This is a genomic window from Paenibacillus borealis, from assembly GCF_000758665.1.
Classification (GTDB): Bacteria; Bacillota; Bacilli; order Paenibacillales; family Paenibacillaceae; genus Paenibacillus_AQ; species Paenibacillus_AQ borealis.
The window spans coordinates 7,257,490-7,281,670 of record NZ_CP009285.1; the positions used below are offsets into that span (position 1 = coordinate 7,257,490).

At 53.0% G+C, this 24,181-nt stretch carries 23 protein-coding genes; 6 read left to right on the forward strand and 17 right to left on the reverse strand.

The features are described from left to right. Nucleotides 1-325: 325 nt before the first annotated feature. From PBOR_RS30670 to PBOR_RS30680, 3 genes are all read right to left on the reverse strand, one after another. Nucleotides 326-2,602 carry a PAS domain-containing hybrid sensor histidine kinase/response regulator gene (locus PBOR_RS30670; RefSeq protein ID WP_052429713.1) on the reverse strand — a complete coding sequence of 759 codons (2,277 nt, stop codon included), beginning with the start codon at nucleotides 2,600-2,602 and terminating at the stop codon, nucleotides 326-328. Nucleotides 2,603-2,823: 221 nt separating this feature from the next. Continuing rightward, entirely contained in the window at nucleotides 2,824-3,213 is a 390-nt protein-coding gene (locus PBOR_RS30675; RefSeq protein ID WP_042217726.1) for a response regulator, read from the reverse strand. A gap of 149 nt (nucleotides 3,214-3,362) precedes the next feature. Continuing rightward, nucleotides 3,363-4,037: a Na-translocating system protein MpsC family protein gene (locus PBOR_RS30680; RefSeq protein ID WP_042217728.1), complete on the reverse strand. Its 675-nt coding sequence runs from the start codon at nucleotides 4,035-4,037 to the stop codon at nucleotides 3,363-3,365. Between the two features lie 290 nt (nucleotides 4,038-4,327). On the opposite strand from PBOR_RS30680, the gene PBOR_RS30685 reads away from it, so the two are divergent. Beyond that, nucleotides 4,328-4,873: a glutathione peroxidase gene (locus PBOR_RS30685; protein WP_042217730.1), complete on the forward strand. Its 546-nt coding sequence runs from the start codon at nucleotides 4,328-4,330 to the stop codon at nucleotides 4,871-4,873. 112 nt (nucleotides 4,874-4,985) lie between these two features. On the opposite strand, the gene PBOR_RS30690 is transcribed toward PBOR_RS30685, so the two are convergent. The 9 genes from PBOR_RS30690 to PBOR_RS30730 form a co-directional block, all read right to left on the reverse strand. After that, a complete protein-coding gene (locus tag PBOR_RS30690) occupies nucleotides 4,986-5,330 on the reverse strand; it encodes a 4Fe-4S dicluster domain-containing protein (RefSeq protein ID WP_042217732.1) in 345 nt (114 codons plus the stop codon). Then, nucleotides 5,327-6,937, reverse strand: coding sequence for an FAD-binding protein (locus PBOR_RS30695; protein WP_042217734.1), 1,611 nt, complete (start codon nucleotides 6,935-6,937; stop codon nucleotides 5,327-5,329). The genes PBOR_RS30690 and PBOR_RS30695 overlap by 4 nt, the downstream gene beginning before the upstream one ends. Before the next feature lie 44 nt (nucleotides 6,938-6,981). Further along, entirely contained in the window at nucleotides 6,982-7,782 is an 801-nt protein-coding gene (locus tag PBOR_RS30700; protein ID WP_052429714.1) for an alpha/beta hydrolase family protein, read from the reverse strand. A 35-nt stretch (nucleotides 7,783-7,817) separates the two neighbouring features. Then, nucleotides 7,818-8,888, reverse strand: coding sequence for an ABC transporter substrate-binding protein (locus PBOR_RS30705; RefSeq protein WP_042217736.1), 1,071 nt, complete (start codon nucleotides 8,886-8,888; stop codon nucleotides 7,818-7,820). A gap of 101 nt (nucleotides 8,889-8,989) precedes the next feature. Continuing rightward, a complete protein-coding gene (locus PBOR_RS30710) occupies nucleotides 8,990-9,322 on the reverse strand; it encodes a 4Fe-4S dicluster domain-containing protein (protein ID WP_042217738.1) in 333 nt (110 codons plus the stop codon). Further along, the gene (locus tag PBOR_RS30715; RefSeq protein WP_042217740.1) at nucleotides 9,319-10,926 is read right to left on the reverse strand and encodes an FAD-dependent oxidoreductase; all 1,608 of its coding nucleotides are present in this window, start codon (nucleotides 10,924-10,926) and stop codon (nucleotides 9,319-9,321) included. Before PBOR_RS30715 ends, PBOR_RS30710 begins: the two co-directional genes overlap by 4 nt. A gap of 54 nt (nucleotides 10,927-10,980) precedes the next feature. Then, a complete protein-coding gene (locus PBOR_RS30720; protein ID WP_052429715.1) occupies nucleotides 10,981-11,868 on the reverse strand; it encodes an ABC transporter permease in 888 nt (295 codons plus the stop codon). A gap of 15 nt (nucleotides 11,869-11,883) precedes the next feature. Continuing rightward, on the reverse strand, nucleotides 11,884-12,705 hold the full coding sequence (locus PBOR_RS30725) for an ABC transporter permease (RefSeq protein ID WP_042217742.1): 822 nt from the start codon (nucleotides 12,703-12,705) through the stop codon (nucleotides 11,884-11,886). Nucleotides 12,706-13,113: 408 nt separating this feature from the next. Next, nucleotides 13,114-13,890: an ABC transporter ATP-binding protein gene (locus PBOR_RS30730; protein WP_042217743.1), complete on the reverse strand. Its 777-nt coding sequence runs from the start codon at nucleotides 13,888-13,890 to the stop codon at nucleotides 13,114-13,116. 436 nt (nucleotides 13,891-14,326) lie between these two features. Between PBOR_RS30730 and PBOR_RS30735 the strand changes: the two genes are divergently transcribed. Then, on the forward strand, nucleotides 14,327-15,466 hold the full coding sequence (locus tag PBOR_RS30735; RefSeq protein ID WP_081972258.1) for an LLM class flavin-dependent oxidoreductase: 1,140 nt from the start codon (nucleotides 14,327-14,329) through the stop codon (nucleotides 15,464-15,466). A 70-nt stretch (nucleotides 15,467-15,536) separates the two neighbouring features. Here PBOR_RS30735 and PBOR_RS30740 read toward each other — a convergent pair whose 3' ends face one another. Continuing rightward, entirely contained in the window at nucleotides 15,537-16,403 is an 867-nt protein-coding gene (locus PBOR_RS30740) for a helix-turn-helix domain-containing protein (RefSeq protein WP_042217746.1), read from the reverse strand. 128 nt (nucleotides 16,404-16,531) lie between these two features. On the opposite strand from PBOR_RS30740, the gene PBOR_RS30745 reads away from it, so the two are divergent. Next, complete coding sequence (locus tag PBOR_RS30745; RefSeq protein WP_157764173.1) at nucleotides 16,532-17,773, forward strand: MFS transporter; 1,242 nt, start codon at nucleotides 16,532-16,534, stop codon at nucleotides 17,771-17,773. Here the strand turns inward: PBOR_RS30745 and PBOR_RS30750 are convergent. After that, nucleotides 17,758-18,393, reverse strand: coding sequence for a hypothetical protein (locus PBOR_RS30750; protein WP_157764174.1), 636 nt, complete (start codon nucleotides 18,391-18,393; stop codon nucleotides 17,758-17,760). The two genes, PBOR_RS30745 and PBOR_RS30750, sit on opposite strands and share 16 nt — an antisense overlap. 546 nt (nucleotides 18,394-18,939) lie before the next feature. Here PBOR_RS30750 and PBOR_RS30755 point away from each other — a divergent pair. Together PBOR_RS30755 and PBOR_RS30760 are read left to right on the forward strand one after the other, a co-directional pair. Beyond that, nucleotides 18,940-19,236 (forward strand): transposase, encoded by a 297-nt coding sequence (locus PBOR_RS30755; RefSeq protein ID WP_042210202.1) that lies wholly within the window; start codon nucleotides 18,940-18,942, stop codon nucleotides 19,234-19,236. An 11-nt stretch (nucleotides 19,237-19,247) separates the two neighbouring features. Continuing rightward, on the forward strand, nucleotides 19,248-20,105 hold the full coding sequence (locus tag PBOR_RS30760) for an IS3 family transposase (protein ID WP_245648220.1): 858 nt from the start codon (nucleotides 19,248-19,250) through the stop codon (nucleotides 20,103-20,105). 360 nt (nucleotides 20,106-20,465) lie between these two features. Here PBOR_RS30760 and PBOR_RS30770 read toward each other — a convergent pair whose 3' ends face one another. Both PBOR_RS30770 and PBOR_RS30775 read right to left on the reverse strand, forming a co-directional pair. Then, nucleotides 20,466-20,693, reverse strand: a complete 228-nt coding sequence (locus PBOR_RS30770; protein ID WP_039300702.1) for a hypothetical protein — start codon at nucleotides 20,691-20,693, stop codon at nucleotides 20,466-20,468. Nucleotides 20,694-20,697: 4 nt separating this feature from the next. Beyond that, a complete protein-coding gene (locus PBOR_RS30775; RefSeq protein ID WP_042217758.1) occupies nucleotides 20,698-21,699 on the reverse strand; it encodes a TIR domain-containing protein in 1,002 nt (333 codons plus the stop codon). 224 nt (nucleotides 21,700-21,923) lie between these two features. On the opposite strand from PBOR_RS30775, the gene PBOR_RS30780 reads away from it, so the two are divergent. Further along, nucleotides 21,924-23,063 (forward strand): N-acetylmuramoyl-L-alanine amidase family protein, encoded by a 1,140-nt coding sequence (locus tag PBOR_RS30780; RefSeq protein WP_042217759.1) that lies wholly within the window; start codon nucleotides 21,924-21,926, stop codon nucleotides 23,061-23,063. 17 nt (nucleotides 23,064-23,080) lie between these two features. On the opposite strand, the gene PBOR_RS30785 is transcribed toward PBOR_RS30780, so the two are convergent. Further along, nucleotides 23,081-24,082 carry an HD-GYP domain-containing protein gene (locus PBOR_RS30785; RefSeq protein ID WP_042217762.1) on the reverse strand — a complete coding sequence of 334 codons (1,002 nt, stop codon included), beginning with the start codon at nucleotides 24,080-24,082 and terminating at the stop codon, nucleotides 23,081-23,083. Between the last annotated feature and the right edge of the window lie 99 nt (nucleotides 24,083-24,181).

Below are 24,181 nucleotides of genomic sequence, written 5' to 3' on the forward strand. Positions count from 1 at the left end.
TTACACCCGTTAACGCTGGAAGCGGGCCTCCCTACTCATACCTGCTGCAGCAGTGTACTTCAGGGGCCGACTCGGAAGTGAACTTCGGCACTAAGCGTCAAATGAGGGTGCTCTCAGTCTCCGGCACACCTTCCCTGTTAAGATCCGCTATAAAGTGCTTACTCTCTTCGTCATCGTCATTTAATGGTATATTGATGCGTCTTCTGCATCAGTTTCTGCTATCTTAATCAAAAAGACTTTCACATGCAAGATATCAGAGTGACGCTCCACAGCTTTGCCGCAACATAGTGAACGAAGTGTGAATAGGCATATGTTTACCTGCTGCTCAGAAAAATTTTGAGATAACGTTCACAATGGTTTCGCTTCTCAGCGGCTTGCTGATATACTCATCCATCCCCGCTTCCATGCACAGTTCACGGTCGCCTTTCAGCGCATTGGCTGTTACAGCAACAATGACCGGCTGCGAGCCTGACGGCTGTGTCTGACGGATTCTCGACGTTGCTTCCAGGCCGTTCATGCCGGGCATCTGCACATCCATGAAGATCAGGTCATAGCTGCGCTGACGGACCATCTCAACTACCTGCATCCCGTCTTCGGCAACATCTACGGCGAACCCGCGCTTCTCCAGAATTTTGCGCAGTACAAGCTGATTAATGACATTATCTTCTGCCACCAGAATGCGCAAAGAACGTTGCAGCTGCTGAGGACTTGGCATATCCGGATCAGTCTCCCCTGCATTCAGGGTCTGCATTTCAGTCCGGAGCGCCACGGTAAATACAAAGGTCGCCCCCTGCCCGGTCTGCGGCTCCAGATGAATCCTGCCTCCCATCATTTCAACCAGCTGCTTGCTGATCGCCAGCCCCAGACCACTTCCTTCATGTTTGCGGCTCATGTAATGATCCAGCTGGTAGAACGGTTCAAACAACCGGCTGCGTGCATCCTCCGGAATGCCTATTCCTGTATCCGCCACTGTAAACTGCAGCGTTACCCCTTCAGCGGCTTCTGCTCCCCGTATCCTCTGCACACCGACTGTAATACCGCCTGTGTGAGTGAACTTCACCGCATTGCCGACCAGATTGATCAGGATCTGTTTCAGCCGTTCTCCGTCCCCGATCAGATCACCGGGCACATCAGGATCCACCTCCACCCGGATGGCGAGGCCCTTATTCTCTGCCTTAAGCTGCAGCAGCTCCAGAGCGGAATCCATGCAGTGCTGAAGGACAAACGGTTCTTCATGCAATGAGGTTTTGCCCGCCTCAATCTTGGACAGATCCAGAATATCGTTAATGATATTCAGCAGGGATTCCCCGCTCTGGCGGATAATCTCCAGGTACTCCCTTTCCTGTGAATCCGGATCACTTAGGTCCAGCAGCAGATCGGTCATCCCGATCACACCGTTCATCGGCGTGCGGATTTCATGGCTCATCATAGCCAGAAATTCACTTTTGGCCCGGTTTGTATTCTCGGCGGTTTCTTTGGCGATCAGCAGCTTCTTCTGCTCGGTAATATCCTTGACAATAATATAAAAGCCCACTGTATCCTTGTTGATAATGATGGGGGCAATCGTTGTCAGCACCTCTACAGAATGCCCGTCCTTATGCCAGATGAGGTCGATATTCCGCTCCATAGAGCCCTTCTTCTGGCAGAAGCTGATCACATCATGAAGATGGTGGTTCCCGATAATCCGGCCGACACTCATTCCTACCATCTCAGGGATCGTATAACCCGTCAATTGTACCGCCTTCTCATTCCCGTTGATGATATTGCCTTCCAGATCCAGGGAAATGATCGCATCATGGTTATATTTCTTCAGCGAGGTATACCTCTCTACCGATTCCTGCAGCCTCTGCTCCATGATCTTGCGCTGCGTCACATCACGGCCTACGGCAAGCACGCTCCAGTTCCCGCTGTCTTCCACGATCCGCAGCGTGAATTCGATCCAAAGGTACCGCCCGTCGCTATGAAGAATCCTCAGCTGTACACTCTGAAACTCCGCCGCCTGCGGAGCCTTCATGAATTCCATATCCCCGGGGTGAACCAGTCCGCGGATATCTCGGCCGATCAGTTCCTCCGGCTTATATCCGAGCACTTCCACAATCGAAGGGGAGCAGTACCGGCAGATCCCGTCGGGTGAAGCATAATATACTATATCTCTAATATTGGCTGCGATCAGCCGGTACAGCTCATCAGGAGGTGCAGGAAGTTCATCCATGGACTTAGCTTCCGGGTGCGGCAGTCCAGCCAAATGAACGATATAATACAAGCCCATTCCCGTAGAGGGTTCGCTAATCAGAGAAACATGCAGCAGCGCTGCAACCACAGAGCCGTCTGCATGCCGGAAATTCAGTTCGCATTCAAAAAAGGGAGCCTCTCCCGCTCTTAGAGTCCCCATCTTTTGCCTATGTACCTGCAGGGATTCTTCATACAGAAACTCCGTGAAGCTATGTCCCAGCAGTTGTTCTTCGGTATACCCGAGCAACAGGGTTACCGCCGGATTCACACTGGTCCATTCTTCGGAAATGGAGAGAAATGCGACTCCGGCAGTTCCTGTCTTGAATGCATGTTCAAATAGAGAAGATGCCTCTGCATGCTGTCTTAGCATAAATTCCACCGCCCGTTTGTGGAGTAATAAATGCAATTATTATATATCAAATCTGTAATATAAATATCTTGCATATTCGGGCGAAAGTCAAATGATTGTGTCGAAAAATAAACTATAAAATGCAAAGCTGAATATAACAGCCTGCGAACCGGCCTTCAGACAGAGTTCTCCCCAGTTCCCCACCTTTGTTCAATTCATTCCTGCAGTACTATATCCTTGATTTATAGCCCGCCGCCCAGCAGCCTTTCCACCGTTTCGGTGAGTAATTTGACCTGAAAGGGTTTGGTAATATATGCGGCAAAACCTTTATTCCTGGCTTTTTCGATATCCGATACTTGAGCAAACGCACTGGTTCCCAGTACCGGAATATGGCATGTAGCCTCATCCTGCTGCAGGATATCCAGAGCTTCATATCCGTTAAGGCCGGGCAGCCCGATATCCAGGATGATCAGATCCGGCAGTGTCTCCCGGGCTATACTTAGTCCGAGCTCTGCCGTTTCAGCTTTCAGCAGCAATATGGAGGGCAGGTTTTTTTTGAAGATATGATGCATTAGGGCCATGTTGAGTTGATTATCTTCCACATATAAAACTGTCCGCTTGTATTCCTCCATCCGGCATATCCTCCTAAAATGTCCCAGCACAATAGGCTATAAACAGACAGAAAATAAAAAAGCCGAAGAAAGGGACCATTCCCCCTTCTCCGGCTCATGTTCGGCTCATTCGCATGTCCGACTCATTTCCGCCTTATTTATAGTTAAACTTATTGAAAAGTATAAGCTATTACACTGGTATCTTTGTCGAAATCCCAGTCCACATATATATCCGACAGCTCCTTGGCGAGCATCGGGGCAATCGTGGTGGTATCCTCCAAATAGCGTTTTTCCATCTTGCGTTTGGTGGTCTTAAGCGTATTCTCGTAACCGAGGCCAATCAGTTCCTTCTCCAGCGGGATCAGGATACCCTCGCGCTTGATAATCAGAATGCGCGGGCCCAGCCACCAGGAATCAGTATGAACCGGTTCCTTCTGTACCTTTCTGCTCACTTCATTAATCTGGGCATGGACTTCTTGACGCCCGGCATAATCGTCAATAATCACAGCGTCATTCTTAATGAGCGCAACGATCATTCCAGACGCGTTATGTATACCCCAATCATAAAAAAGCTCGCCGACCTCAATAGCCATCGTATCCTTCAGGTAAACCGCAAGCTCGGGAAGCAGGGACTTCATCAGCAGCTCCCGTGTGTAGCGAAACGCCTGTTCTTCTTCCTTATTTAACAAAAATCTCTCTACCGGCCCGATGAAATTACGGATATGCAGTGCAATACATTGCTTCCCAATGGAGGCATGTACCGACTCAGGCCCTTTCCCAAAGCGTTCCCGCAGTAACCTTCCGGTGAAACTGGAAAGTTGGCTAGTAAGTTCAGTAGTGCTCATTCAATTTCCTCCAGCATAATAGTCTTGTGTCTGTGTTATACGTATGGGGAGACGCTCCGCCTGCTGAAAAAACGGCTCGTTCGCTTTAGTATAATCTTAACTGGGGGGCTTCGTATATATAAATATATAAAAGTTCATAAGATCTCGCGGTGCTTAACCTTTACCTATATGCAGGGGCATGGTAATAGTATTGCCCAACTATTCCTTAATAATTTGACACTCCAAATTAAATTGTGTACAATTAAATAATGATAAATATTTATTACATATCCCGGGAGGATGAAGCAGCAATGAGCGTCTATCAGTATGAAGCCCGCAATATCCGGGGGAAAGAAACCCGGCTTGAACAGTATAAGGATAAAGTTCTGCTAATCGTAAATACTGCCAGCAAATGCGGATATACTCCACAATATTCCGACCTTCAGAAGCTCTATGAAAAATACCAGGACCAGGGGCTGCAAATCCTCGGCTTCCCCAGCAATCAGTTTGGCGAACAGGAGCCCGGCACCAATGACGAGGTCAATGTGTTCTGCCAGATCAATTACGGCGTGACCTTCCCGCTCTTCGAGAAGATTGATGTTAAGGGGGATGGCCGTCATCCTCTGTTCGCTTATCTGACCGAACAGGCCGGCTTCCGGGGCTTCGATGATACAGACTCCAACAGCAGGCTGCTGCACACCATGCTGCAAGAACGTGATCCTGCAACGCTCACGAACGATGAAATTAAATGGAACTTCACTAAGTTCCTGATTGACCGTAACGGCAACGTGGTGGAACGCTTCGAATCTCCGGTGGATCCGCTGGACATGGAGCCGGCTATTCTGAAGCTGCTGTAAAGCGGAAACCGGTTCATCATTGTGAAACCTATAAACTATATGTACACAAAAGGTGTTCCGCTGCCGGCAAGGGCTGCAGAACACCTTTTGTACTTACTTGCCTCTCCCCTGATTACTTGCCGCGGTAAGTCTCGGTGAAGACCTCGAAGAAAGGGGTCGTGTCCCGCTCCGCCATCGTATCCTCCGCACCCGGATTCCAGCCGATCTCTGCCCGCCAGCTGCCCAGCAGGCCTGATTCAATCAGCTCCTGCTCATCCTGGGCGATGGACAGATCTGCCTGCGGCGCCACATACAGCGCATCCACCGGACAATATGCCTCGCACATGAAACAGGTCTGGCAATCCTCCTGGCGGGCAATGACGGCAAGCTTGCCCTGCATCTCGAAGACATTCGTCGGGCACACCTTCACGCACAGCTTGCAGCCGATGCAGCGGTCCTGGCTGACCAGTTCAATCATATCGCCCGCTCCTCTCTCGGAATCCGCAGCTCATGGGCATGCGGCACGCTTTCGGTGCGGATGCCGATCGTATCAATGCCGGAGAGGATCAGCCGGTGGGTCTGGCGCGGGTCCAGCGCCGGATACTCGGCCAGGCGCTGCAGCCCGCGGCTCTCCTTGCGGGCCAGCGCGGCGGTGTAGATCCAGCGGCCGACATTCAGCATGGCGGCCGCTTCACGCGATTGCACGATGCCCTGAACCGTCGCGGGCACCTGCCCGCTGAGCTCGGGCATCAGGCTGTTCAGCCGCTGCAGGGCTGCAGCGACTACGGGTTCGCTGCGGAAGTAGTTGATCCGCAGCGGCAGGATCTCCCGCTGGACCGCCGCGATCAGCGGCTTCGCGTCCAGCGTCCTTGCAGTGCCGGCGCCAGCCGGCATCCCGTAGCGGCCCGCCGCGCGGAGCAGCCGGCTGTCCGCCGGACGCGGCTCCTGCAGAGCGTGCCGCGCCGCGCCTTGTCCTGCCCAGCTGCCGCTGCAGATGGCCCAGGATGCATTGTAGGCGCCGCCGCCGGAGATGGCGCCGGTGACTTTCTCGCGGGATGCGGCATCCCCGGCCGCATACAGCCCCGGCACCGAGGTGGCACAATCGGTGCCGGTCAGGCGCAGGCCGCCCGTGCCGCGCATCGTGCCTTCATAGCGCAGCGTGAGCGGGAATTTATCCTTGAACGGATCGATCCCCGCCCGCTCCAGCGGCATGAAGAAGATCGGATGGGCATTGCGGAGGAAATCCTGCTTCTCCTTCGTATCAGCCAGATCCAGCGAGGCGTAGACCGGTCCCTTCAGCATCAGCTCGGGGATGCTGCCGAAGGTGCGGTCGCCCTGGTGCAGCGGCCTTCCCGCTTCATCATACAGCGTGGCCCAGGCCAGCATCCGCCCGCGCGTCACCGTTCCATCCGCGAAGCTCGGAGCATACTGCCGGGTGAATTCCATGCCCGACAGCTCGGCACCGGCTTCGGCTGACATCAGCAGCCCTTCGCCTGTGAGCACATTACAGCCCAGCCCCTTGCTAAGGAAGGCGCAGCCTCCGGTAGCCATAATCACCGCATTCGCCTTCACTTCCCAGCTCTCTCCGGTCAGGCGGTTAATTCCGCGCGCTCCGCCCACGCCGTGCTGATCATGAAGCAGCTCCAGTGCCGGCGATTGATCCCAGATGCGCACTCCCGCCTTGCGCACCACTCTGCGCATAATCTTCATGTATTCCGGGCCATGCAGATGCGTCCGCAGCGGCCTGCCATCCTCATCCTTCGGAAAGGGGTATCCCCACGCCTCTACCAGCTCCAGATTCTGTTCGACCTGATCCAGCACACGGTGAATCCAGGCATTCTCCGACAGATAGCCGCCTGCCTTAAGTCTGGCCTGCACAGCCTGCTCCCGCAGCTCTGCTACCGGCGGAATCACCAGCAGCGTTGTTCCTCCCGGCGCGGTAGCCCCGCTTGTTCCGAGATATCCCTTATCGGCCAGAATTACCTTCGCTCCCTGAGAAGCTGCACTCCATGCCGCCCATGCTCCGGCCGGGCCTCCGCCCAGCACTAGAACATCTGTTGTTGCCTGCTGATGCTGCTGCGGCATTCCGCTTCCTCCTCTTCATGGTCCTCTGAAATGTAGAAATAAGATCAGACCAGCTTCTCCTGCAAAAATGCTATCGTCGAGGCAACAGCCTCATTCAGCGCAGACGTGGAGCCTTCGTACGGGTCCACCGTGCCGAAAGTGTGATCTGCACCCCGGATGCTCAGGTACCGGTGCTGCGGCGCCTGTTCCCTGAAGCCTGCATGCTGCAGCAGCAGGGCTTCACGGTCCTGATCACCCTGTATCAGCAGCGCCGCGGCCGATACTCTGCCCAGCGCGTCCTCCAGATTGAAGCGCTCCTTGTTTCGCTGCTGATCCTCGCGGATCGCCCGCTCCTGCGGCGTAAGCGCCGGAGCACCTTCATCCTGCTGCGGCTGCGGCGCAGAACCGCCGTTCCAGACCACCAGCGCCTTCACCTCAGGATGCTCTGCCGCGAACAGAATGTTGCTTCCGCCTGCACGGCTGTGCCCCAGAACCGCTATCCGCTCCGTGTCAGCCAATCCGGCAAGCGGCAGACTGCCTTCCTTGAGACTATTCAGTACCTGCTCCAGATCGAGCAGCTCCCGGCTCAGCGTAGCCGCTTCGGCAGCTTCCTCCGGGTTAATCCCGTCAATATTACGGGCAGCGATACGCGAGAAGTTGAAGCTTACGGTGTAGAACCCGCTTCCGGCAAGTCTGCCGGAGACCTCCGGCCAGAATGCCCAGTCCTTATGTCCTCTGAAGCCATGGCTGATCAGGATGACGGGCTTCGGTGCAGTCCCCGCAGGAACCCGCACCTCACCCTCCAGATTCAGCCCGTTCTCCAGCGGCAGCTTGAAATGTTCAATGGTTAAGGTTTCTTCGGACATCCGCATTCCCTCCGTTCACCTGTATTTATATTTATTTACTGGAGCTGCCAGTCGCTGATATTGAAATCCTTCTTGGCCAGCTTCTCTTCAACAAGGAAATTCTTGGTGCCCTCCAGCAGCTTCGTGCCGTCTTCCGTGAAGGCGGTATCCTTGATATCGCTGATCGGATTCACCTGCTTCGCAAGTTCCGGGGTTGTATCCCCGATCTCGGCCAGGAACTCATAATACTCATCTTCATGCTGCTTCAGGTCAGCCAGCGCCTTCTCCCGTGCCGCATTCCAGACCTTCGGGAAATCCGGGAATTTCGCAAGGTATTCCTCTGACACTACGGTAGCACTGCTTCCGAGCAGATCCGGATGGGTCGAAGCATCATCCAAATGGGTGTACCCCTGCTCGATCTGCTTAAGTGCCGCTACACCGTTATTGGTGGTTGCGTCTACATCTCCGCGGGCCAGTGCTGCGGTTGCATCCGGAATCAGCATATGAACCAGCTTATAGTCAGTTACGCCCTCCTGCTTCAGCAGGCCGACTACGTAACGGTGCATAAACGAACCTTTTTGGATCGCAATTGTCTTGCCCTTCAGGTCCTGCACCGTCTTCGGTCCATCCTTCTTGCCGATTAGATAACCGACCGTATGCGCTGAAGTCTGGGCGATCAGCCGGGTCTTGGCTCCTGAGGCGTAGGCGATAATTGCCGGGGTATCCCCGAGGCTGCCGAAATCTAGTCTTCCGCTGATTAAGGATTCCGTCTGATCCGGTCCGTTCGGGAAGCCGGTCAGCTTCACTTCGGTAATTCCGTATTTCTTCAGCTCTTCCTGGATAATGCCTTTATAGAGGCCCCAGCCTTCCGCGCCGCCCGGCACATTCAGCTTATTGGAACCGATGTAGCCGAAATTCAGCACAGCCGGAACATTGCTTGCCGTCTCACTGCCCGCCGCTTCAGCCGTATTCGTTCCTGCGCCGTTCGCTGCTGTCCCGCTGTTCCCGGAGCCGGTATTATTACCGCAAGCCTGCAGCACCAGCATGATCATCACCACACCTGTTATCAGCGTGAGGCGTCCCCCTTTGCTCCATACACCTTTAATCTCTCTGTACAATTTGCTCATTGCTTTATTCTCCCCTCAGTCGTCTGCTCGATGTTTGATATTGGATGGTTGTATAAGGACACTTGCCTGTATTCTAATTAGGTTCTATAACGATGCATCATTCAGAATCCAGCCCGGGCCGCCAGCTTATACATAAAGTCATGACTTGCCACCGGCTGTCTGCCCTTGCCCCAGCCTACCTTCTCGCGGTAACCGCCGAGCAGCCCCTGCTGTTCCAGCTCCGCCTCTGTAATCCCGGTAATCCCCTCGGAATCCGGAGCCACATACAGGGCATCCACCGGACAATACAGCTCACACATGAAGCAGGTCTGGCAGTCACTCTGCCGGGCGATGACCGGAATTCCGTCCTCCACCCGGTCGAATACATTGGTCGGGCAGACAGATACACATTGATTGCATTCTACACACCGGTCAGCGCTGATGACTTCAATCACAACAATACACTCTCCTTCGCTACCTCTTCTGTCTTCACCCATACCTGATCCAGTCCGCCGCTGATCAGGCGGTGATGCTGGCTGTCGTCGCTTCCCTTGAAATCCTCCCGCTTGTGCATTCCCCGGGTTTCGGTGCGGGCCAGAGCGGAGCTGTACATCCAGCGTGCCGTTGCCGTCATCGCTTCGGCTTCGCGTGCCTTCACACCTTCCGGAGTGCGCTGGATTTCCCGGCTGCGCTGCTCTTTCCATAGTCCGTCCAGACGTTCCAGCGAAGATGCCAGTCCCTGCTCTGTACGGAACAGATTAATATCGTACGGTTTGACTTCTGCCTGTACCGCCTCCACGTATTCTGCGGTTCTGGCAGCGGCTCCCGCCTTCACTTCCTGGTGAACCAGCGGTGAAGAGGATAACCCGACGGGTGCGCGGTGATCCGAATGCCGGCCGAGTCCGGCTGCATAGGCTGCCGCCCCTTCTCCTGCGAAGGAGCCGGAAGACATCGCCCAAGCGGCGTTATGGCTACCGCCTCCGGTGAACCCTCCGCAGATCAGCTCACGGGTGGCCGCATCCCCTGCGGCATATAACCCTGGAACGCCAGTGCCGCAATTCTCGTCTGTAATCCGGATGCCGCCTGTTCCGCGGACCGTGCCTTCCAGCCGCAGCGTCACCGGGAAGACATCCTTGAAGGGATTAATGCCCCGCCGGTCAAACGGCAGGAAGAAATTCGTCTGCGCCACCCGCAGCAGCGGCTGCAATGCCTCATCGGCTCCGTCAAGCTTCGCAAATACCTGGCGGCCCGCCAGCAGATTTCTGGCAATTACAGAGCGGCCCTTCTTGGAACCCGCTCCTTCCACCACACTGCCGTCCTCATAGTAGAAGCTGGCGTAGCTGTAATAAGCGGTCTTCGTTACGGAGGAGAAGGTCGGGCAGATCGCGTAGGCATTGGAGAACTCCATACCCGACAAGCTCGCCCCTGCTTCAGCGGCGAATAAGTACCCGTCACCCGTCAATACGTTGCAGCCCAGCGCCTTGCTGAGGAAAGCGCAGCCCCCGGTAGCGATAACTACCGCCCCGGCATGCACACTCCAGGCCTCTCCGCTCTGGGTCTGCACTCCGGCGGCTCCGGCTACCCCGTGCTCATCGGCGAGCAGCTCCAGCACCGGGCTGTGGTCCAGAATCTTCACCCCCGCCTTCTTCACCAGCTTGCGCATCAGGCGCATATATTCAGGTCCTTGCAGGCTCCGGCGGTATTGATTGCCTTCCTCATCCACCGGGAACGGATAGCCGGCAACGCCCAGTCTATTCATGTTCTCATAGGTCCGGTCCAGCACCCTGTCCATCCAGCGGTGCTCAGCCAGCTTGCCGCCCATCGTGTAGCGGCTGGCCTTCGCTGCTTCACGCAGCTCCTCCTCCGGCTTCACGTACCACACTCCTGTGCCCGACGGGGCAGTCGCACCGCTGGAGCCGCAGTATCCCTTATCAGCCAGGATCACCTTTGCTCCCTTAGCTGCGGCTGTAAGTGCCGCCCATGTTCCTGCCGGACCACCGCCGATTACCAATACATCCGCCGTCAGTTTCAATGTTTCCTTCAGTGCCGGTTGGTTCATGTTGTTGCCCCCTTGGTTTCATTAGCATTTCAGAAGCGTTTCAGCAACTTGTCATTAGCCTTGATAGCTGTCACGCCAGTACAGGAATTTGCGTTCGATGACGCGGAATAGAGAATCAATCAGCTTGCCGACCACTGCAAAAATAATAATTCCGACAAAAATAACTGCCGTATTGGAATTCTGCTTCGCCTCATTAATTAGGAATCCAACACCGGACTGTGATCCGATCAGTTCGGCAACCACCAGACCGATCCAGGCCACAGCCATCGACAGGCGCAGTCCCAGCAGAATGCCCGGCAGCGCCGCCGGCAGGATCAGCCGCCGCAGCTTCTGCAGCGGGCTGAATCCGAGCACCCGGGCTACTTCAAACAGCTTGTTGTCCACTCCCCGGATGCCCATAAAAGTATTAATATAGAGCGGGAAGAAAGAGCCGCTCATAATAATAACCACCTTCGAAATCTCCCCGAAGCCGAACCATAGAATGATCAGCGGGGCAATAGCCAGATGGGGAACCAGCCGCAGAATCTGCACGCTCGGGTCCAGCAGATAGGCTGCGCTGCGGAAGAGGCCGGTCAGTGTCCCCAGCAGCAGGCCGAGAATTCCTCCAATCAGGAACCCGATGCCAGCCCGTCCGATACTGACGCCCAGATGATGAATAAGCTCCCCGCTAACCGCCAGATCCGCAAATGCGGAGAGAATGCTCAGCGGTGCCGGAAGAAATTCCGGCGAGATCCAGCCTGCACTCCCGGCAAGCTGCCATAAGGCGATTACGGCTACGGGAATTAGCGCCCCGGTGCCCCAGTCGGACAAGAGAGCTTTCCAGGAAGCAACAGTTAATCTTCTCTTGTTGTTATGCGTAGTAATTGAAGCCGTTCCGCTATAATCACGGGCTTCCCTTACCCCCTTGGCGGTCTTGATTATTGCTTCTATCCCTTCACTCATGCGGTTCTTCCCCTCCTATCCTTGATAGCTGTCCCGCCACCGCAGCAGCCGCTGCTCGATCAGGCGGACAATCGTGTCACTCAGCAATCCGGCAGCGGCAAATACAATAATCCCGACAAACACTACAGGCGTATCGGCAAACTGGCGGGCATCCGACATCATGTAGCCGATCCCAGAGGTGGAAGCAATCAGCTCCGCCACCACCAGACCCAGCCATGAGAGGCCCAGCGACAAGCGCACACCGAGCATAATATTCGGCACTGCTGCCGGGAGCACCAGCCGTACAATCTGTTTCCCTCTGCTGAAGCCAAGCACCCGGGCAACTTCGAACAGCTTGTTATCCGTTCCGCGTATGCCCATGAAGGTATTAATATAAATCGGGAAAAAAGCCCCTTTAGCAATCAGCAGCACCTTGGATTCCTCGCCGATGCCGAACCAGAGAATGAACAGCGGCACTACGGCCAGACTGGGTATCATCCGGATCATTTGCAGCGAAGGATCCAGCAGCTTCTCCGATCTGCGGAATAATCCGACCAGAATGCCGAACAGCAGACCCAGCCCGCCGCCAAGCAGAAATCCTGACAATGCCCGCACAACACTGATTCTGAGGTTGCTCCATAAATCCCCGGTAGACGCCAGCGTAATGAACGACTGGACAATCGTATAAGGAGCCGGGAACAGCATCTCCGAGATCATTCCGTAATGGCTCAGGATCTGCCACAGGATCAACACCCCTGCCGGAAGCAGCAACCCCAGACCGGCAATTGCCGCTTTTCCGGGTCCTTCAGGCCTGCCGGTTCTTCCGGCATTCCCTGCAGCTATAGCGCGTTCAGCCATGGCTGTCCCTCCTTCTGAATTAATTAATATATTCGCATGGATTAAGTCGGATATAAGCCGGCACTTGCTCTCTCTTTTTCACAATACAGCCCTCCTGCACCGTCTTCCTGCATAACCGTTAAGACCGCTGTAGCTCCTCCTTTACGATCACATTCTGAAATCCTGCACAAAATACATCATTTCCCTCATCATATCGTTCATAACTCAAAATTGTTGTACAAAAGGCATCAATTGTTCCTCTCCAAGCCTCTCAGCGGGATAATTCTTGTATTCTGTACAACATCCCTTCGAACTCGCCTGGTATCGTTGATCAAAGTTGTATTACGTACAACAATATGCGTTTACCGTGTCTACCCAAGAGTCTCCATTCAGACAACAACGAACTACGAACCACGAATAAGGAGTCACTTATATTCCCGCCCCATCCTTCAGCTCAAGCTCGTCGACCTTCTCAAAGTAGTTCAATACCTTCAGGCGCAGCTCTTGAAAGGAGGTTGTTGTTTTTTTGCGCGGATAGGGGAGGTCGACAGGAACGATCTTGCGGATTTTACCCGGGCGGGGTTCAAGGATGACGACCCGGTTGCCGAGGAATACTGCTTCATCAATATCATGGGTTACAAAAATCATCGTAGTCCGGTTCCGCCGCCAAATATCGAGCAGCACCGTCTGCATATGCGCCCGGGTGAAGGCATCCAGCGCACCAAAGGGTTCGTCAAGCAGCAGAATCTTCGGATTCCGCAGCAGCGCACGGGCAATTGCCACACGCTGAGCCATCCCGCCCGACAGCTCGCGGGGGTAGGATTTCTCGAAGCCGCCCAGCTTCACGAGATCAATCAGCTCATCTACCCTCTTCCGGATATCCGGCCTGCCCAGCGGCAGATCAGAGGCAATGTTCTTCTCTACCGTAAGCCACGGGAACAAGCGGTGCTCCTGAAAAATAAACCCCTTGTCGATTCCCGGCCCGCCTATCTCTGCACCTTCCAGCGTAACTTTACCGGTATAGCCGGTATCCAGACCGGCAACGATGCGCAGCAGGGTGCTTTTGCCGCAGCCGCTGGGACCAATCACCGTGATGAATTCCCCTTCCTCTACATGCAGCTCCACATCCTGCAATGCCTGTACATGTCCTCCGGCGGTATCAAAGCGCTTATTCAGCTGTGTGATGGACAATAAAGCCTCTCCCATATCTGCTCCTCCTTCTGGTTGAACTATCATGTATGAATACAAAAAAACAGAGGAACCTCGCGATCGGACTCGCGCGGCACCTCTGTCTGTACAGTCGGCTGTGTTTATTCCTAAGTAAATCAATTGGAATTTGTAAATTTAAAATATCACCTATCTGTAAATCTGTCAATGAAAATACACAAATTCCGCCCGGATTAATTATTTTTGATATAGACATTGCGGAAATCTCCATATCCCTTCAGGTGTATACGCAAAAAAAAACGGCATTGCTCTTTTGGTGATACTTGCTGTATGATCCCCTCCCCATTTCACAAACTTACACTCATATACTTACATTTTGTAAGTAATTATGATATAGTAGACTATATCCTTGCTGTAACGGACAAGCTTAACTTTAAACATCATAAATATTCTGGATAATAAGGGGTCTGTACCAATGAACAATCAAGGGAACAATCAAGGGAACAATCAAGGGAATGATCAAGCGAAACAAGCGGCTGAACCGGAGTTCGAGTTCGGTATTTATACACTCGGAGATATCGTAGCCGATTGCCAAACGGGGCAGCGGATCAGTCCCCGCCAGCGGCTGCATGAAGTGATTGCTGCAGCGAAGCTTGCCGATGAAGCAGGTCTGGACGTATTCGGCGTGGGCGAACATCACCGGCTGGATTTCGTCATCTCGTCAGTGCCGGTTGTGCTGGCAGCTATTGCCCAGGTTACAGAGCGGATTAAGCTCACCAGTGCAACCACCGTACTGAGTACGATTGATCCGGTTCGTGTCTTCGAGGATTTCGCTACACTGGATCTGCTGTCAGACGGCCGGGCAGAGATTATCGCCGGACGCGGCGCTTTCCTGGAATCCTTCCCGCTGTTCGGCTATGAGCTGGAGGATTACAAGCAGCTGTTCAGCGAGAATCTCGACCTGCTGCTCACGCTGAACCAGCATGAGGTCATGAACTGGGAAGGCAAGTTCCGCTCCCCGCTGCATAACGCTGAGATTGCTCCGCGTCCGCTGCAGCAGAAGCTCCCGCTCTGGGTCGGCATCGGCGGTTCGGCCGAAAGTGCCCAGAAAGCCGGCGCGCTGGGTGTAGGTATGGCTATCGCCATTCTGAGCGGCAGTCCGGAGCCTTTCCAGAATCTGGCCGACACCTACCGCCGCTCTGGCGCCGCAGCAGGGCACGGGCCGGAAGACTTGAAGATCGCCATTACGAGCCACGGTTACATCGCCAAGACATCCCAGCAGGCACTGGATGAGTATTATCCTTATTACTATAGCTACCGCAATGCGATCAGCCCGAAACCCGGCCAGGAATACCGTGTCTCACGCAAGGAATTCGGCCGGTTCACCTCTCCGGACAATACCCTGGCAGTGGGCAGCCCGCAGCAGATTGTTGAGAAAATCCTCTATCAGCATGAGCTGTTCGGCCATCACCGCTTCATGACCCAGCTGGATATCGGCGGCCTTCCCTATGCCAAGGTCGCAGAAGCCATCGAGCTGCTGGCAACAGAAGTAGCTCCGGTTGTGCGGCGTGAGCTCGCCAAGAAGCGCAGCGGAATCTCCGCTCCGCAATCATAAACAAGACCAAAAAGTTGCCGCCCTATAACCGGGCAGCAATTTTTTTTGCGCAAAATAAATAGCATATGTATCAGAATATATCCGGCAGATGGAGCCGGCACACCTGCTGCAGCGCGTCATAACTGCCCGTGAACTCAAGCTGCCGGAGAATATCAAGGTAACTCAATAACTGGTCCGTATCGACTTTATGCTTCAGACAAAGCAGCGTGATCTCATAGTACACCAATGTGACAATTTTATCGTACAGCAGATTCGTCTTATCCGCCAAGGGCAGCGCCTTCATAAGAAAGAACAGGCTTTGTTCATAGTTCTGCTCTTTCAGGCAAATTTTCGCGATGTTCTGCATCAGATGCTGCTGAATGGTCCGGCTCTCGGCGAAGTCATGGTATTTATCAAACTCATCTGCAGCCCTTCGTCCAAAAAAGATCGCATCGCCGCTGCTCAAAGTGAACAGGAAATTATTCAGCAGCTTGAACTCATACAGATACCATATATCTGCCCCCATCAGATAAGGCTTGATCTCCTCCGCTAATTCGCTTAATTGCCGGATCTCATCCTCCCGCTGATACTGAATCAGAAAACCCTGGCCCAGCAGATACAAATGATAATAAGCCTCCGTGCGGGTCACTTCATACAAGGAGCGGCATTCATAGCTAATTGTCCGCACCTTACCGAATTCATAGCGGTTCGCCACCTCTACCAGACTTAAGTGAAGCGTCCGTTTCTCCGGCTGTGCATAACCATTATGCAGGAACAGCAGCTCCTCAAGGGACATTTCCAGCTTGTCCAGCAGCAGAATCAGCTTGTCATATCCGGGATAATATTTCCCGCCCTCAAAACGTGACAAGTTGGAACGGCTCATAATCCCATCCGCCAGAATCGACTGGCTGATTCCTTTGGAGGAACGGATTTGCTTAATTGCAGGTCCCAGAAACATAACTCTTTACCACTCCGCTCTGCCATGTGAGTATACAGCACAATGTCCAAATCTAATTTTCATTGTATGCTACACTCGCCACAAATAAAATCACAAATTGCGGAGGAAGATTTACCATGGGTTATCAAATGTCACGGAAGCTAAACAGCAGGGTATGGAATATTCTGGCCGGAACTTTTTTCACGAGAACTGCGCTTTTTATGAGCGTCCCTTATTTAGCCATCTTTCTGACGGGTCAAAAGCATATTTCCATCTTCCTGGCCGGCTGTGTTCTCAGTATCAATCCGCTTGTCAATGTAGTCTTCAGCGGCTTCGGCGGGGCGCTTGCGGACCGGCTTCCCCTGCACAGAATCATCGCCGTTGTCCCCATCGTCTGGGGAGTCATATTCATTCTCTTCTATTATGCAGACAGCTTCCCGGCCTTCCTGCTGCTTAACGGCCTTAACGGATTATGCTACTCCATCTTCGAGCCTGCCAGCAAAAAAGTGCTCTCCGCAGAAACACTCCCCGAGAACCGGCTGCTCGTCTTCAATCTGCGGTATACGGCAATTAACCTTGGCTGTTTTCTCGGCCCGCTGTTAAGCCTGTTGTTCAATATGAAGCTGACGCTCTTTCCTTATATCATCCTGGGCAGTCTATATATTCTGTATGGTGTCTCTACGCAGTTCTTCTTCCGGCACGGGGGCCGTATCCACGCTTCTGTTGCATCCCGGGGTATTGGCAGCCTCAAAAATCTTGGCGTAATCCGCAAGGATTATGTATTCATCTTCCTGCTGGCCGGAATGAGCTTCTCATTCTTCGGATACTCACAGCTGAACGGAACCGTATCTCAATATTTAAGCGCCACTTCTGCCTTGGCAGATGGTGCCCGGATGTATTCTCTGATTCTGTCGCTCAATGCGGTCGTTATTCTGGCTGCGCAATTTGCCATACTGCGCTGGATCTCGAAGTGGAACCCTTTCAACGTGGTGCTTGCCAGCAATCTGCTCATTGCCGCAAGCTTCCTGTTCTTTGTCCTGCCCGTCTCCCCGGTGATGCCGCTCCTGTTCATTACCGTGTTCAGTCTGGGGGAGCTGCTGATTGGCGCAAGGTTCGATGCCTTGGTGGATGAGCTGTCCCCGGAGAGTAATAAAGGGTTATATTTCGGCTGCTCTGAGTTTGTTAAGATCGGAACCACTTTCGGCCCCATGCTTGGGGCAGGTCTGCTGGGGCTGTACGGAGCAGAATCTCCTGTTCCGGTGTTCGGACTGATCGGCGGGATTACTGCTGCGGGGGCTGCTCTGATCGGACTGGCCAAATTCCGGTATCTGCGGAAAATCCGGCAGCCGGCGGATGCTAAATATACGGGAGTGCATCAGGAAGGCGCGTAAAAGAACAAACTACTTCTGGAGTAGCATCCGGTAAAATCAAGAGGAATTGCGCTCCTCATTTCCTCATTTGGCCCGTACCCGGTGAATTCAGGGGCACTAATGCCCTTCATTTCCTCATTTGGCCCGTAGCTGGTGAATTCAGGGGCACTAGTGCCCCTCATTTCCTCGTTTGGCCCGTAGCCGGCGAATTCAGGGGCACTTATGCCCTTCATTTCCTCATTTTGCCCGTACCCGGTGAATTCAGGGGCACTAGTGCCCCTCATTTCCTCGTTTGGTCCGTAGCTGGTGAATTCAGGGGCACTAATGCCCTTCATTTCCTCATTTGGCCCGTAGCCGGTGAATTCAGGGGCACTAGTGCCCCTCATTTCCTCGTTTGGCCCGTAGCTGGTGAATTCAGGGGCACTAGTGCCCCTCATTTCCTCGTTTGGCCCGTAGCCGGCGAATTCAGGGGCACTTATGCCCTTCATTTCCTCATTTTGCCCGTACCCGGTGAATTCAGGGGCATTAATGCCCCTGAATTCCTCATTTGGCCCGTAGCTGGTGAATTCAGGGGCACTAGTGCCCCTCATTTCCTCACTTGGCCCGTAGCTGGTGAATTCAGGGGCACTAGTGCCCTTCATTTCCTCATTTGGCCGACATTCCGTGAAATCAAGGGCACTTGTGCTCCTCATTTCCTCCTTTGGCCCGTAGCCGGCGGAATCAGAGGGATTTATACTTTTAATTTGGTGCTGTGAGCCACTTTCGGCGGAAATAGAGGGATGCTGTCTCTCCGGGTCCAAATACAAGCCAAATCTGACCCTTACGGACACCACAGCCCTTATCTACTCATAATAGGCCCTTTTGACGGGTTTGCAGACACCACAGCCCTTATCCACCACTTTTCATATACCAGCTCCACTTTTCGAGCGGAATAAATGCGCTGGTGTCCGTAAGGACCGGCACTCAAGTGCTTTTCACAGGCTTAACGTCTCTGCTGTCCGTAACGATAAGCTATTCACTCGAAAAACCGTTGTGTGACGTCTATTTTCTTGACAGAGGTCCATTATCCCTTTAATTTCCTCATATCGCCCACTTCCGGCGGGATCAGAGGGATTTATGCTGTTAGTATTAATCGTGGACACCCGTTAAGAGAATAGGGATAATGAGATTAACGAGGAGGTGCCCACATGAGTGGAACACGGAGAAGCTACAATGAAGAATATAAAAAACAGACCGTAAAGTATATCCAGGAGCAAACCAAGACGGTGGCAGAACTCGCCCTGGAACTGGACATCCCCGCCAAAACCCTGCACCAATGGCTGGGGAAGTACCGGTCGTTTCAGAGTGAGCCCATAGCCACCCCAGACAAAGTCAGAGAGTTGGAACGTCAACTGAAGGAACGCGACCAACAGGTGGCAGACCTGACGGAGGAAATGGCCATCCTAAAAAAAGCAGTGCACATCTTCAGCAACCCAAAGAACTGAGATTCCAGTTTATAGAAGATCATCGCTCCGAGTTCCCAGTGGAGAAGATGTGCAACGTCTTTCAGGTATCACGGAGCGGTTATTACAAATGGAGAACAGCGAAGCCCAGCCCCCAAGCCACCCGCAAAGCGTTACTGCTTAAGCGGATTACCTATCATTTTCACGACTCGCATGGTCGTTACGGTAGCCCCAAAATTACGGTTCTCTTGAAGCGTGAGGGGTACAAGGTAAGCGAACGCACAGTAGGAAAGTACATGAGAGAACTGGGCCTGCGCTCCTGTGTCGCGAAGAGGTTTCGCGTACACACGACCGACTCTAACCATCCTTTGCCCATTGCCCCTAACTTGCTGAACCAGCAATTCCAAACCGAAAAGCCAAACCAGGCGTGGGTCGCAGATATTACTTACATTCCCTGTCGGGAAGGGCGGATGTACTTGGCGAGCGTGCTGGACCTATGCACCCGGGAGATCGTAGGCTGGCGGCTGGGCGACCGGATGACCACAGACCTCGTACAGGGCGCTCTAGACGATGCCTACCAAGCGAAACGCCCCGGGAAGGGCTTGATTCACCATTCGGATCGAGGCTCGCAGTATGCCTCTGCAGACTACCGGGGACGCCTGGAGAAGTACCAGATGACTGCAAGTATGAGCCGCAAAGGGAACTGTTATGATAACGCCTGTATCGAATCTTTTCACAGCCTCTTGAAAAAAGAGTTTGTGTACTGGACTCGATTTAAAACAAAGAAGCAGGCCTATGATTCCATCTACCAATACATTGAATTTTTCTACAACTGTAAACGAATCCATGGGGCACTGGGTTACGTATCTCCGGTTCAGTTTGCAGCAACATTTAAGCGGAAAACCGCTTAGGTTCACGTCTACTTTCTTGACAGAGGTCCATTATCCCTTTAATTTCCTCATATTGCCCACGTCCGGCGGGATCAGAGGGATTTATCCCTTTAATTTCCTCATTCTGCCCACTTCCGGCGGGATCAAAGGGATTTATCCCTTTAATTTCCTCATTCTGCCCACTTTCGGCCGAATCAGAGGGATTTACGATATAAGAACTCTTTACGTCCTTCGGGCGATTCAACACATTAAGATACTCCCCCCCAATTTGGGCATACCTTATCCACAACAAATGAGTGTAAGAATTTCCTGAATGCCAAAAAAAAGCCCCCGGCAATGCCGGAGACCTGCTTAATATTCATATACATATGTTAGCGAATGTTATGCGAATGATGGCTTGTTATTATCAACTTTGCCGCTGACCAGCTTCTTGTACTCGTCGTCTCCGCCCTCCAGCGAAGGCGCTAAATATACATTGAGCGCGGACGGAGAGAGCTTGGTGCCGGATTTGCGTCTGGAACGGCCTTTGCCTCCCGCACTGTTGCCGTTACCGCCTGCAGACCGGCGGACGCTACTGGATATACTTACTGCATTCTTCATGTTCTTCATCCTGTCAGTCCCCTTCCACTAAATGATTGACGGTACGGAACAAATCCCGGTTATAGGCAACTACTGCGGTAAGATCCTCTGCCGATAATCCCCCGCTTCCGGAGAAATGTACAGAAATAACGTGGTTCTCCCCTAAAGGATAGCATAGGATATATACCTCCGCAACTTCCGTACGCTGTAAAAAAGTCCATTCCTTGGCCAAAAAAGCATCCAGCACACCCGGTTTTCCGGCTCCCTCTTCCGAGGTCGAGAACGGATAGATATGCCCGCGGCCTACATTGCCGCCCACCTGTTTAAGGCCTACCCCCTCTTCGGCCCGCCACATGGCGGCTCCGATCACCCGGCAATCCTCCGGAGCTACAAATGAATTACGGACTGCTTCGCTGAGCGCCTGATATTTCTCGCCCGGCTGGGGAGGCGTCACATTATTATTATATTGCCAAAAGAAGTGAAGGATACTTTCTTTTCGCCTAAGCTCTAATCTAAGCTGCTTAAGTTCAACAGCCGGGTCATGATACATCCCATGCTCCTGAATGATGTCTATGATCTTACCGCAGCTGACATCTACTGCCGCTGTGATATTCTCATGCTGCCACTCGTATTCCAGCGGCGTCAGCCCCGACAGGTCGGACAGCAGGTGATACTCTTCCACATTCTCACCCGGAATCAGATCACTGCGGGAGGGCACCTGATCCGGCAGCAGGCAGAAGACCCGGCCGCGCCTTAATCTGGACCAGAACAAGCCCATTTCAAACTGGGTGTTATCCCGGGTTACATAATAATATTTACCCCTAATCCGGGCCACATCATCAGGCGAGAACACGAAGACGGCAAAATCACTGATATCCAGATTCCGCTCCAGTGCCTCCATCGTGTATTCATTAGCCCGGAAAGCAGCGGCATACCAAGGATGAACCTCGGCGGTCCGCTTCAGCTGTTCGTGGATGGCCCTGGCATAGCGGATAGATTCTCTGGAGGATCCAATGAATAATCTAGGTCTGATCACGGCGGCACTCCTTTATCTGCTTCCCCAATATGTAATAATTATACAGACATTTCCCCCTTAGGAATAGGGTCGCCAGTTATATTAAGCAACGAGATCCAATGGTCTGAATTATCGTTGTTATCCGAATAAACGAAGGATAACTATCTTCAATTTTAACAAATCATTGTTCTCCGGCCGATGAAACGGGTAATAGAAATTTATCTATCCGGGAAAAGAGGCTTTATATGAACAGAATATTACATACCGCCGTGCTGGCAGCCTGTCTGTTGACTTCATATGCGCTGCCGTCTTCTGCTGCCCATGCTGCAGATACCTACACAGCCAAAGTATACGCGAACTCCCTGAATGTCCGCAGTGAGCCCGCTGCAAGCGCAGCCATCACCGGTTCTCTGGCGGGCGGAGCTGTGGTTACCGTCACCGATGAGCAGCATGGCTGGCTTAAAGTACGGGCCGGATCTGTATCGGGATGGGTCGCAGGGTACTATCTTAAGCGGACCAGCGGAGCCGCTTCCGCAGGAACCACATCATCAGCCAATACAACAGTTAAGACATCCTCAGCCTCCAGCGGAACAGCTGTTGTCACCGCCTCTTCCCTGCGTATCCGGGGAGGTCCGGGAACCAGTTATGAGGTAGTGGGTTCGCTGCAGTCCGGGAATGCGGTTACAATTCTGCTCCGCCAGAACGGATGGTCGCGGATCCGTACAGCCGGAGGGACTGTCGGCTGGGTATCCACCCAGTACCTTGCCGGGGGAAGCGTCCCAAATATAAGCACTGCCAGTTCAAACGCCCAAAGCGGAAGTGTAGTGCGGAAATCCGGCACCATCCGCGGCAAGCTGATTGTCGTCGATCCCGGCCATGGCGGCAGTGATCCCGGTATGCTCGGCACCACCTATGACACGATGGAGAAGGATCTGACACTGCAGACCTCTCTATATCTGCGGGATTACCTCACCGCCAAGGGGGCCAGGGTAGAGCTGACCCGCACCCGAGGAGACCAGAAGCCGGCGCTCTCGCGGCGGGTGCAGATCGGGACGCAGCTCGGCGCGGATGCTTTTGTCAGCATCCATTATAATTCCTCTCCGAAGAATGTCTCCGGCACGCTAACCTTCTTCTACTCGGAGCTGAACGATCTGCGGCTGGCCCGGGCGATTGAAACCCGGCTTGGCGCGGGAACCGGCCTCCGGAGCAACGGTCTCTCCTTCGGCAATTATCACATTCTGAGGGAAAATCCGCTCCCCGCAGCCCTTATAGAGCTTGGGTTCCTCAGCAATCCGTACGACGAGTCGATTGTCCGCAAAGCCGCTTATCAGCGGAAGGCAGCTCAGGCTGTCGCTGAAGGTCTGGCTGATTATTTTAATAACTGAACTGAAGACGGTTAGAGCTATATGCTGATTTCGCGGATATTGAGTTCTTTGATTTTACTGAGGTCGATATATTCATCATTAATGCGGATGAGCGGTGTTTCGATATCATGCGGGTTCAAATAGACAATCTCGCCGACCCGGCCATCGGTTAAGACCACCTCACGGCCAACGGTCCGCTTCACAATATTCTCCAGAAAAACGGAAACAATATGCGGGTCCAGCGCGCCAAAGCTGCCTCTTCTCATCTGATCGACAATCACGTGGAACGGCATAGCTTCATGATAGGGGCGTTTGCTGGACATGGCATGAAAAATATCGGCAACCGCAATAATTTTGCTGTAAGAATCAATCTGTTCATCCTTAAGTCCCAACGGATATCCTTTGCCGTCGTTCCTCTCATGATGCTGCAGAGCCGCCAGTGTAATGCGCGAATTGGCCCCGGTGGTTTCTTTCAGCATCTCATAGCCGTATATCGTATGCTTCTTCACCAGGCTGAACTCTTCGTCCGTCAGCTTGCCGGGCTTGTTCAGAATTTCGACAGGAATCTTCAGCTTGCCGATGTCATGCAGGGTTGCAGCCAGGGAGAGCACCGACAGCTCTGCTTCACTCATATTTAACCATCTGCCGATTAGGGTGGACAGTACACCAACTCCAACGTTGTGCTGGTATGTATAATCATCTTTGCCCTGGACCGAACTGAACAAAGCAAAAATATCAGGATTACGCGAGATCTCCTGTATGACCGGAACGACATCCTTCCTGATATCGGCCAGCGGGATTTTCCGGGATATTCTGTAGGATTCGAACAATTCTTTGGAGCTATCTACTACACTGTTTGCCATTTGACGATAAGAGGGAGCCTGCTGTTCATCCACAAAAATGATATCAAGCACATCAATTCTTTGTTTGCGGATGAGTTCGAGATGTTCTGCATTCAATTTGCTCTTGGCAGGAATAACTGTAACTCCGTATGCATTGATCAGATCATTCTTAATCGTTCTTCCCAGATAGTTGTCCATACCTTCCAGCCCTCCCAGATAACCGAAACAATATATAAATTGCCCATACAGATATTATCGGTTTAACGCTGGAAAATGTTGAAAGGTAATTAAAGCCGG

Coding starts and splice junctions, on each gene's coding strand:
- PBOR_RS30685 (WP_042217730.1), top strand. CDS start 4,328: ATGAGCGTCTATCAGTATGAAGCCCGCAATATCCGGGGGAAAGAAACC.
- PBOR_RS30675 (WP_042217726.1), bottom strand. CDS start 3,213: ATGGAGGAATACAAGCGGACAGTTTTATATGTGGAAGATAATCAACTC.
- PBOR_RS30690 (WP_042217732.1), bottom strand. CDS start 5,330: ATGATTGAACTGGTCAGCCAGGACCGCTGCATCGGCTGCAAGCTGTGC.
- PBOR_RS30695 (WP_042217734.1), bottom strand. CDS start 6,937: ATGCCGCAGCAGCATCAGCAGGCAACAACAGATGTTCTAGTGCTGGGC.
- PBOR_RS30755 (WP_042210202.1), top strand. CDS start 18,940: ATGAGTGGAACACGGAGAAGCTACAATGAAGAATATAAAAAACAGACC.
- PBOR_RS30785 (WP_042217762.1), bottom strand. CDS start 24,082: ATGGACAACTATCTGGGAAGAACGATTAAGAATGATCTGATCAATGCA.
- PBOR_RS30705 (WP_042217736.1), bottom strand. CDS start 8,888: ATGAGCAAATTGTACAGAGAGATTAAAGGTGTATGGAGCAAAGGGGGA.
- PBOR_RS30680 (WP_042217728.1), bottom strand. CDS start 4,037: ATGAGCACTACTGAACTTACTAGCCAACTTTCCAGTTTCACCGGAAGG.
- PBOR_RS30670 (WP_052429713.1), bottom strand. CDS start 2,602: ATGCTAAGACAGCATGCAGAGGCATCTTCTCTATTTGAACATGCATTC.
- PBOR_RS30700 (WP_052429714.1), bottom strand. CDS start 7,782: ATGTCCGAAGAAACCTTAACCATTGAACATTTCAAGCTGCCGCTGGAG.
- PBOR_RS30730 (WP_042217743.1), bottom strand. CDS start 13,890: ATGGGAGAGGCTTTATTGTCCATCACACAGCTGAATAAGCGCTTTGAT.
- PBOR_RS30715 (WP_042217740.1), bottom strand. CDS start 10,926: ATGAACCAACCGGCACTGAAGGAAACATTGAAACTGACGGCGGATGTA.
- PBOR_RS30720 (WP_052429715.1), bottom strand. CDS start 11,868: ATGAGTGAAGGGATAGAAGCAATAATCAAGACCGCCAAGGGGGTAAGG.
- PBOR_RS30745 (WP_157764173.1), top strand. CDS start 16,532: ATGTCACGGAAGCTAAACAGCAGGGTATGGAATATTCTGGCCGGAACT.
- PBOR_RS30735 (WP_081972258.1), top strand. CDS start 14,327: ATGAACAATCAAGGGAACAATCAAGGGAACAATCAAGGGAATGATCAA.
- PBOR_RS30780 (WP_042217759.1), top strand. CDS start 21,924: ATGAACAGAATATTACATACCGCCGTGCTGGCAGCCTGTCTGTTGACT.
- PBOR_RS30725 (WP_042217742.1), bottom strand. CDS start 12,705: ATGGCTGAACGCGCTATAGCTGCAGGGAATGCCGGAAGAACCGGCAGG.
- PBOR_RS30740 (WP_042217746.1), bottom strand. CDS start 16,403: ATGTTTCTGGGACCTGCAATTAAGCAAATCCGTTCCTCCAAAGGAATC.
- PBOR_RS30770 (WP_039300702.1), bottom strand. CDS start 20,693: ATGAAGAACATGAAGAATGCAGTAAGTATATCCAGTAGCGTCCGCCGG.
- PBOR_RS30750 (WP_157764174.1), bottom strand. CDS start 18,393: ATGAAGGGCACTAGTGCCCCTGAATTCACCAGCTACGGGCCAAGTGAG.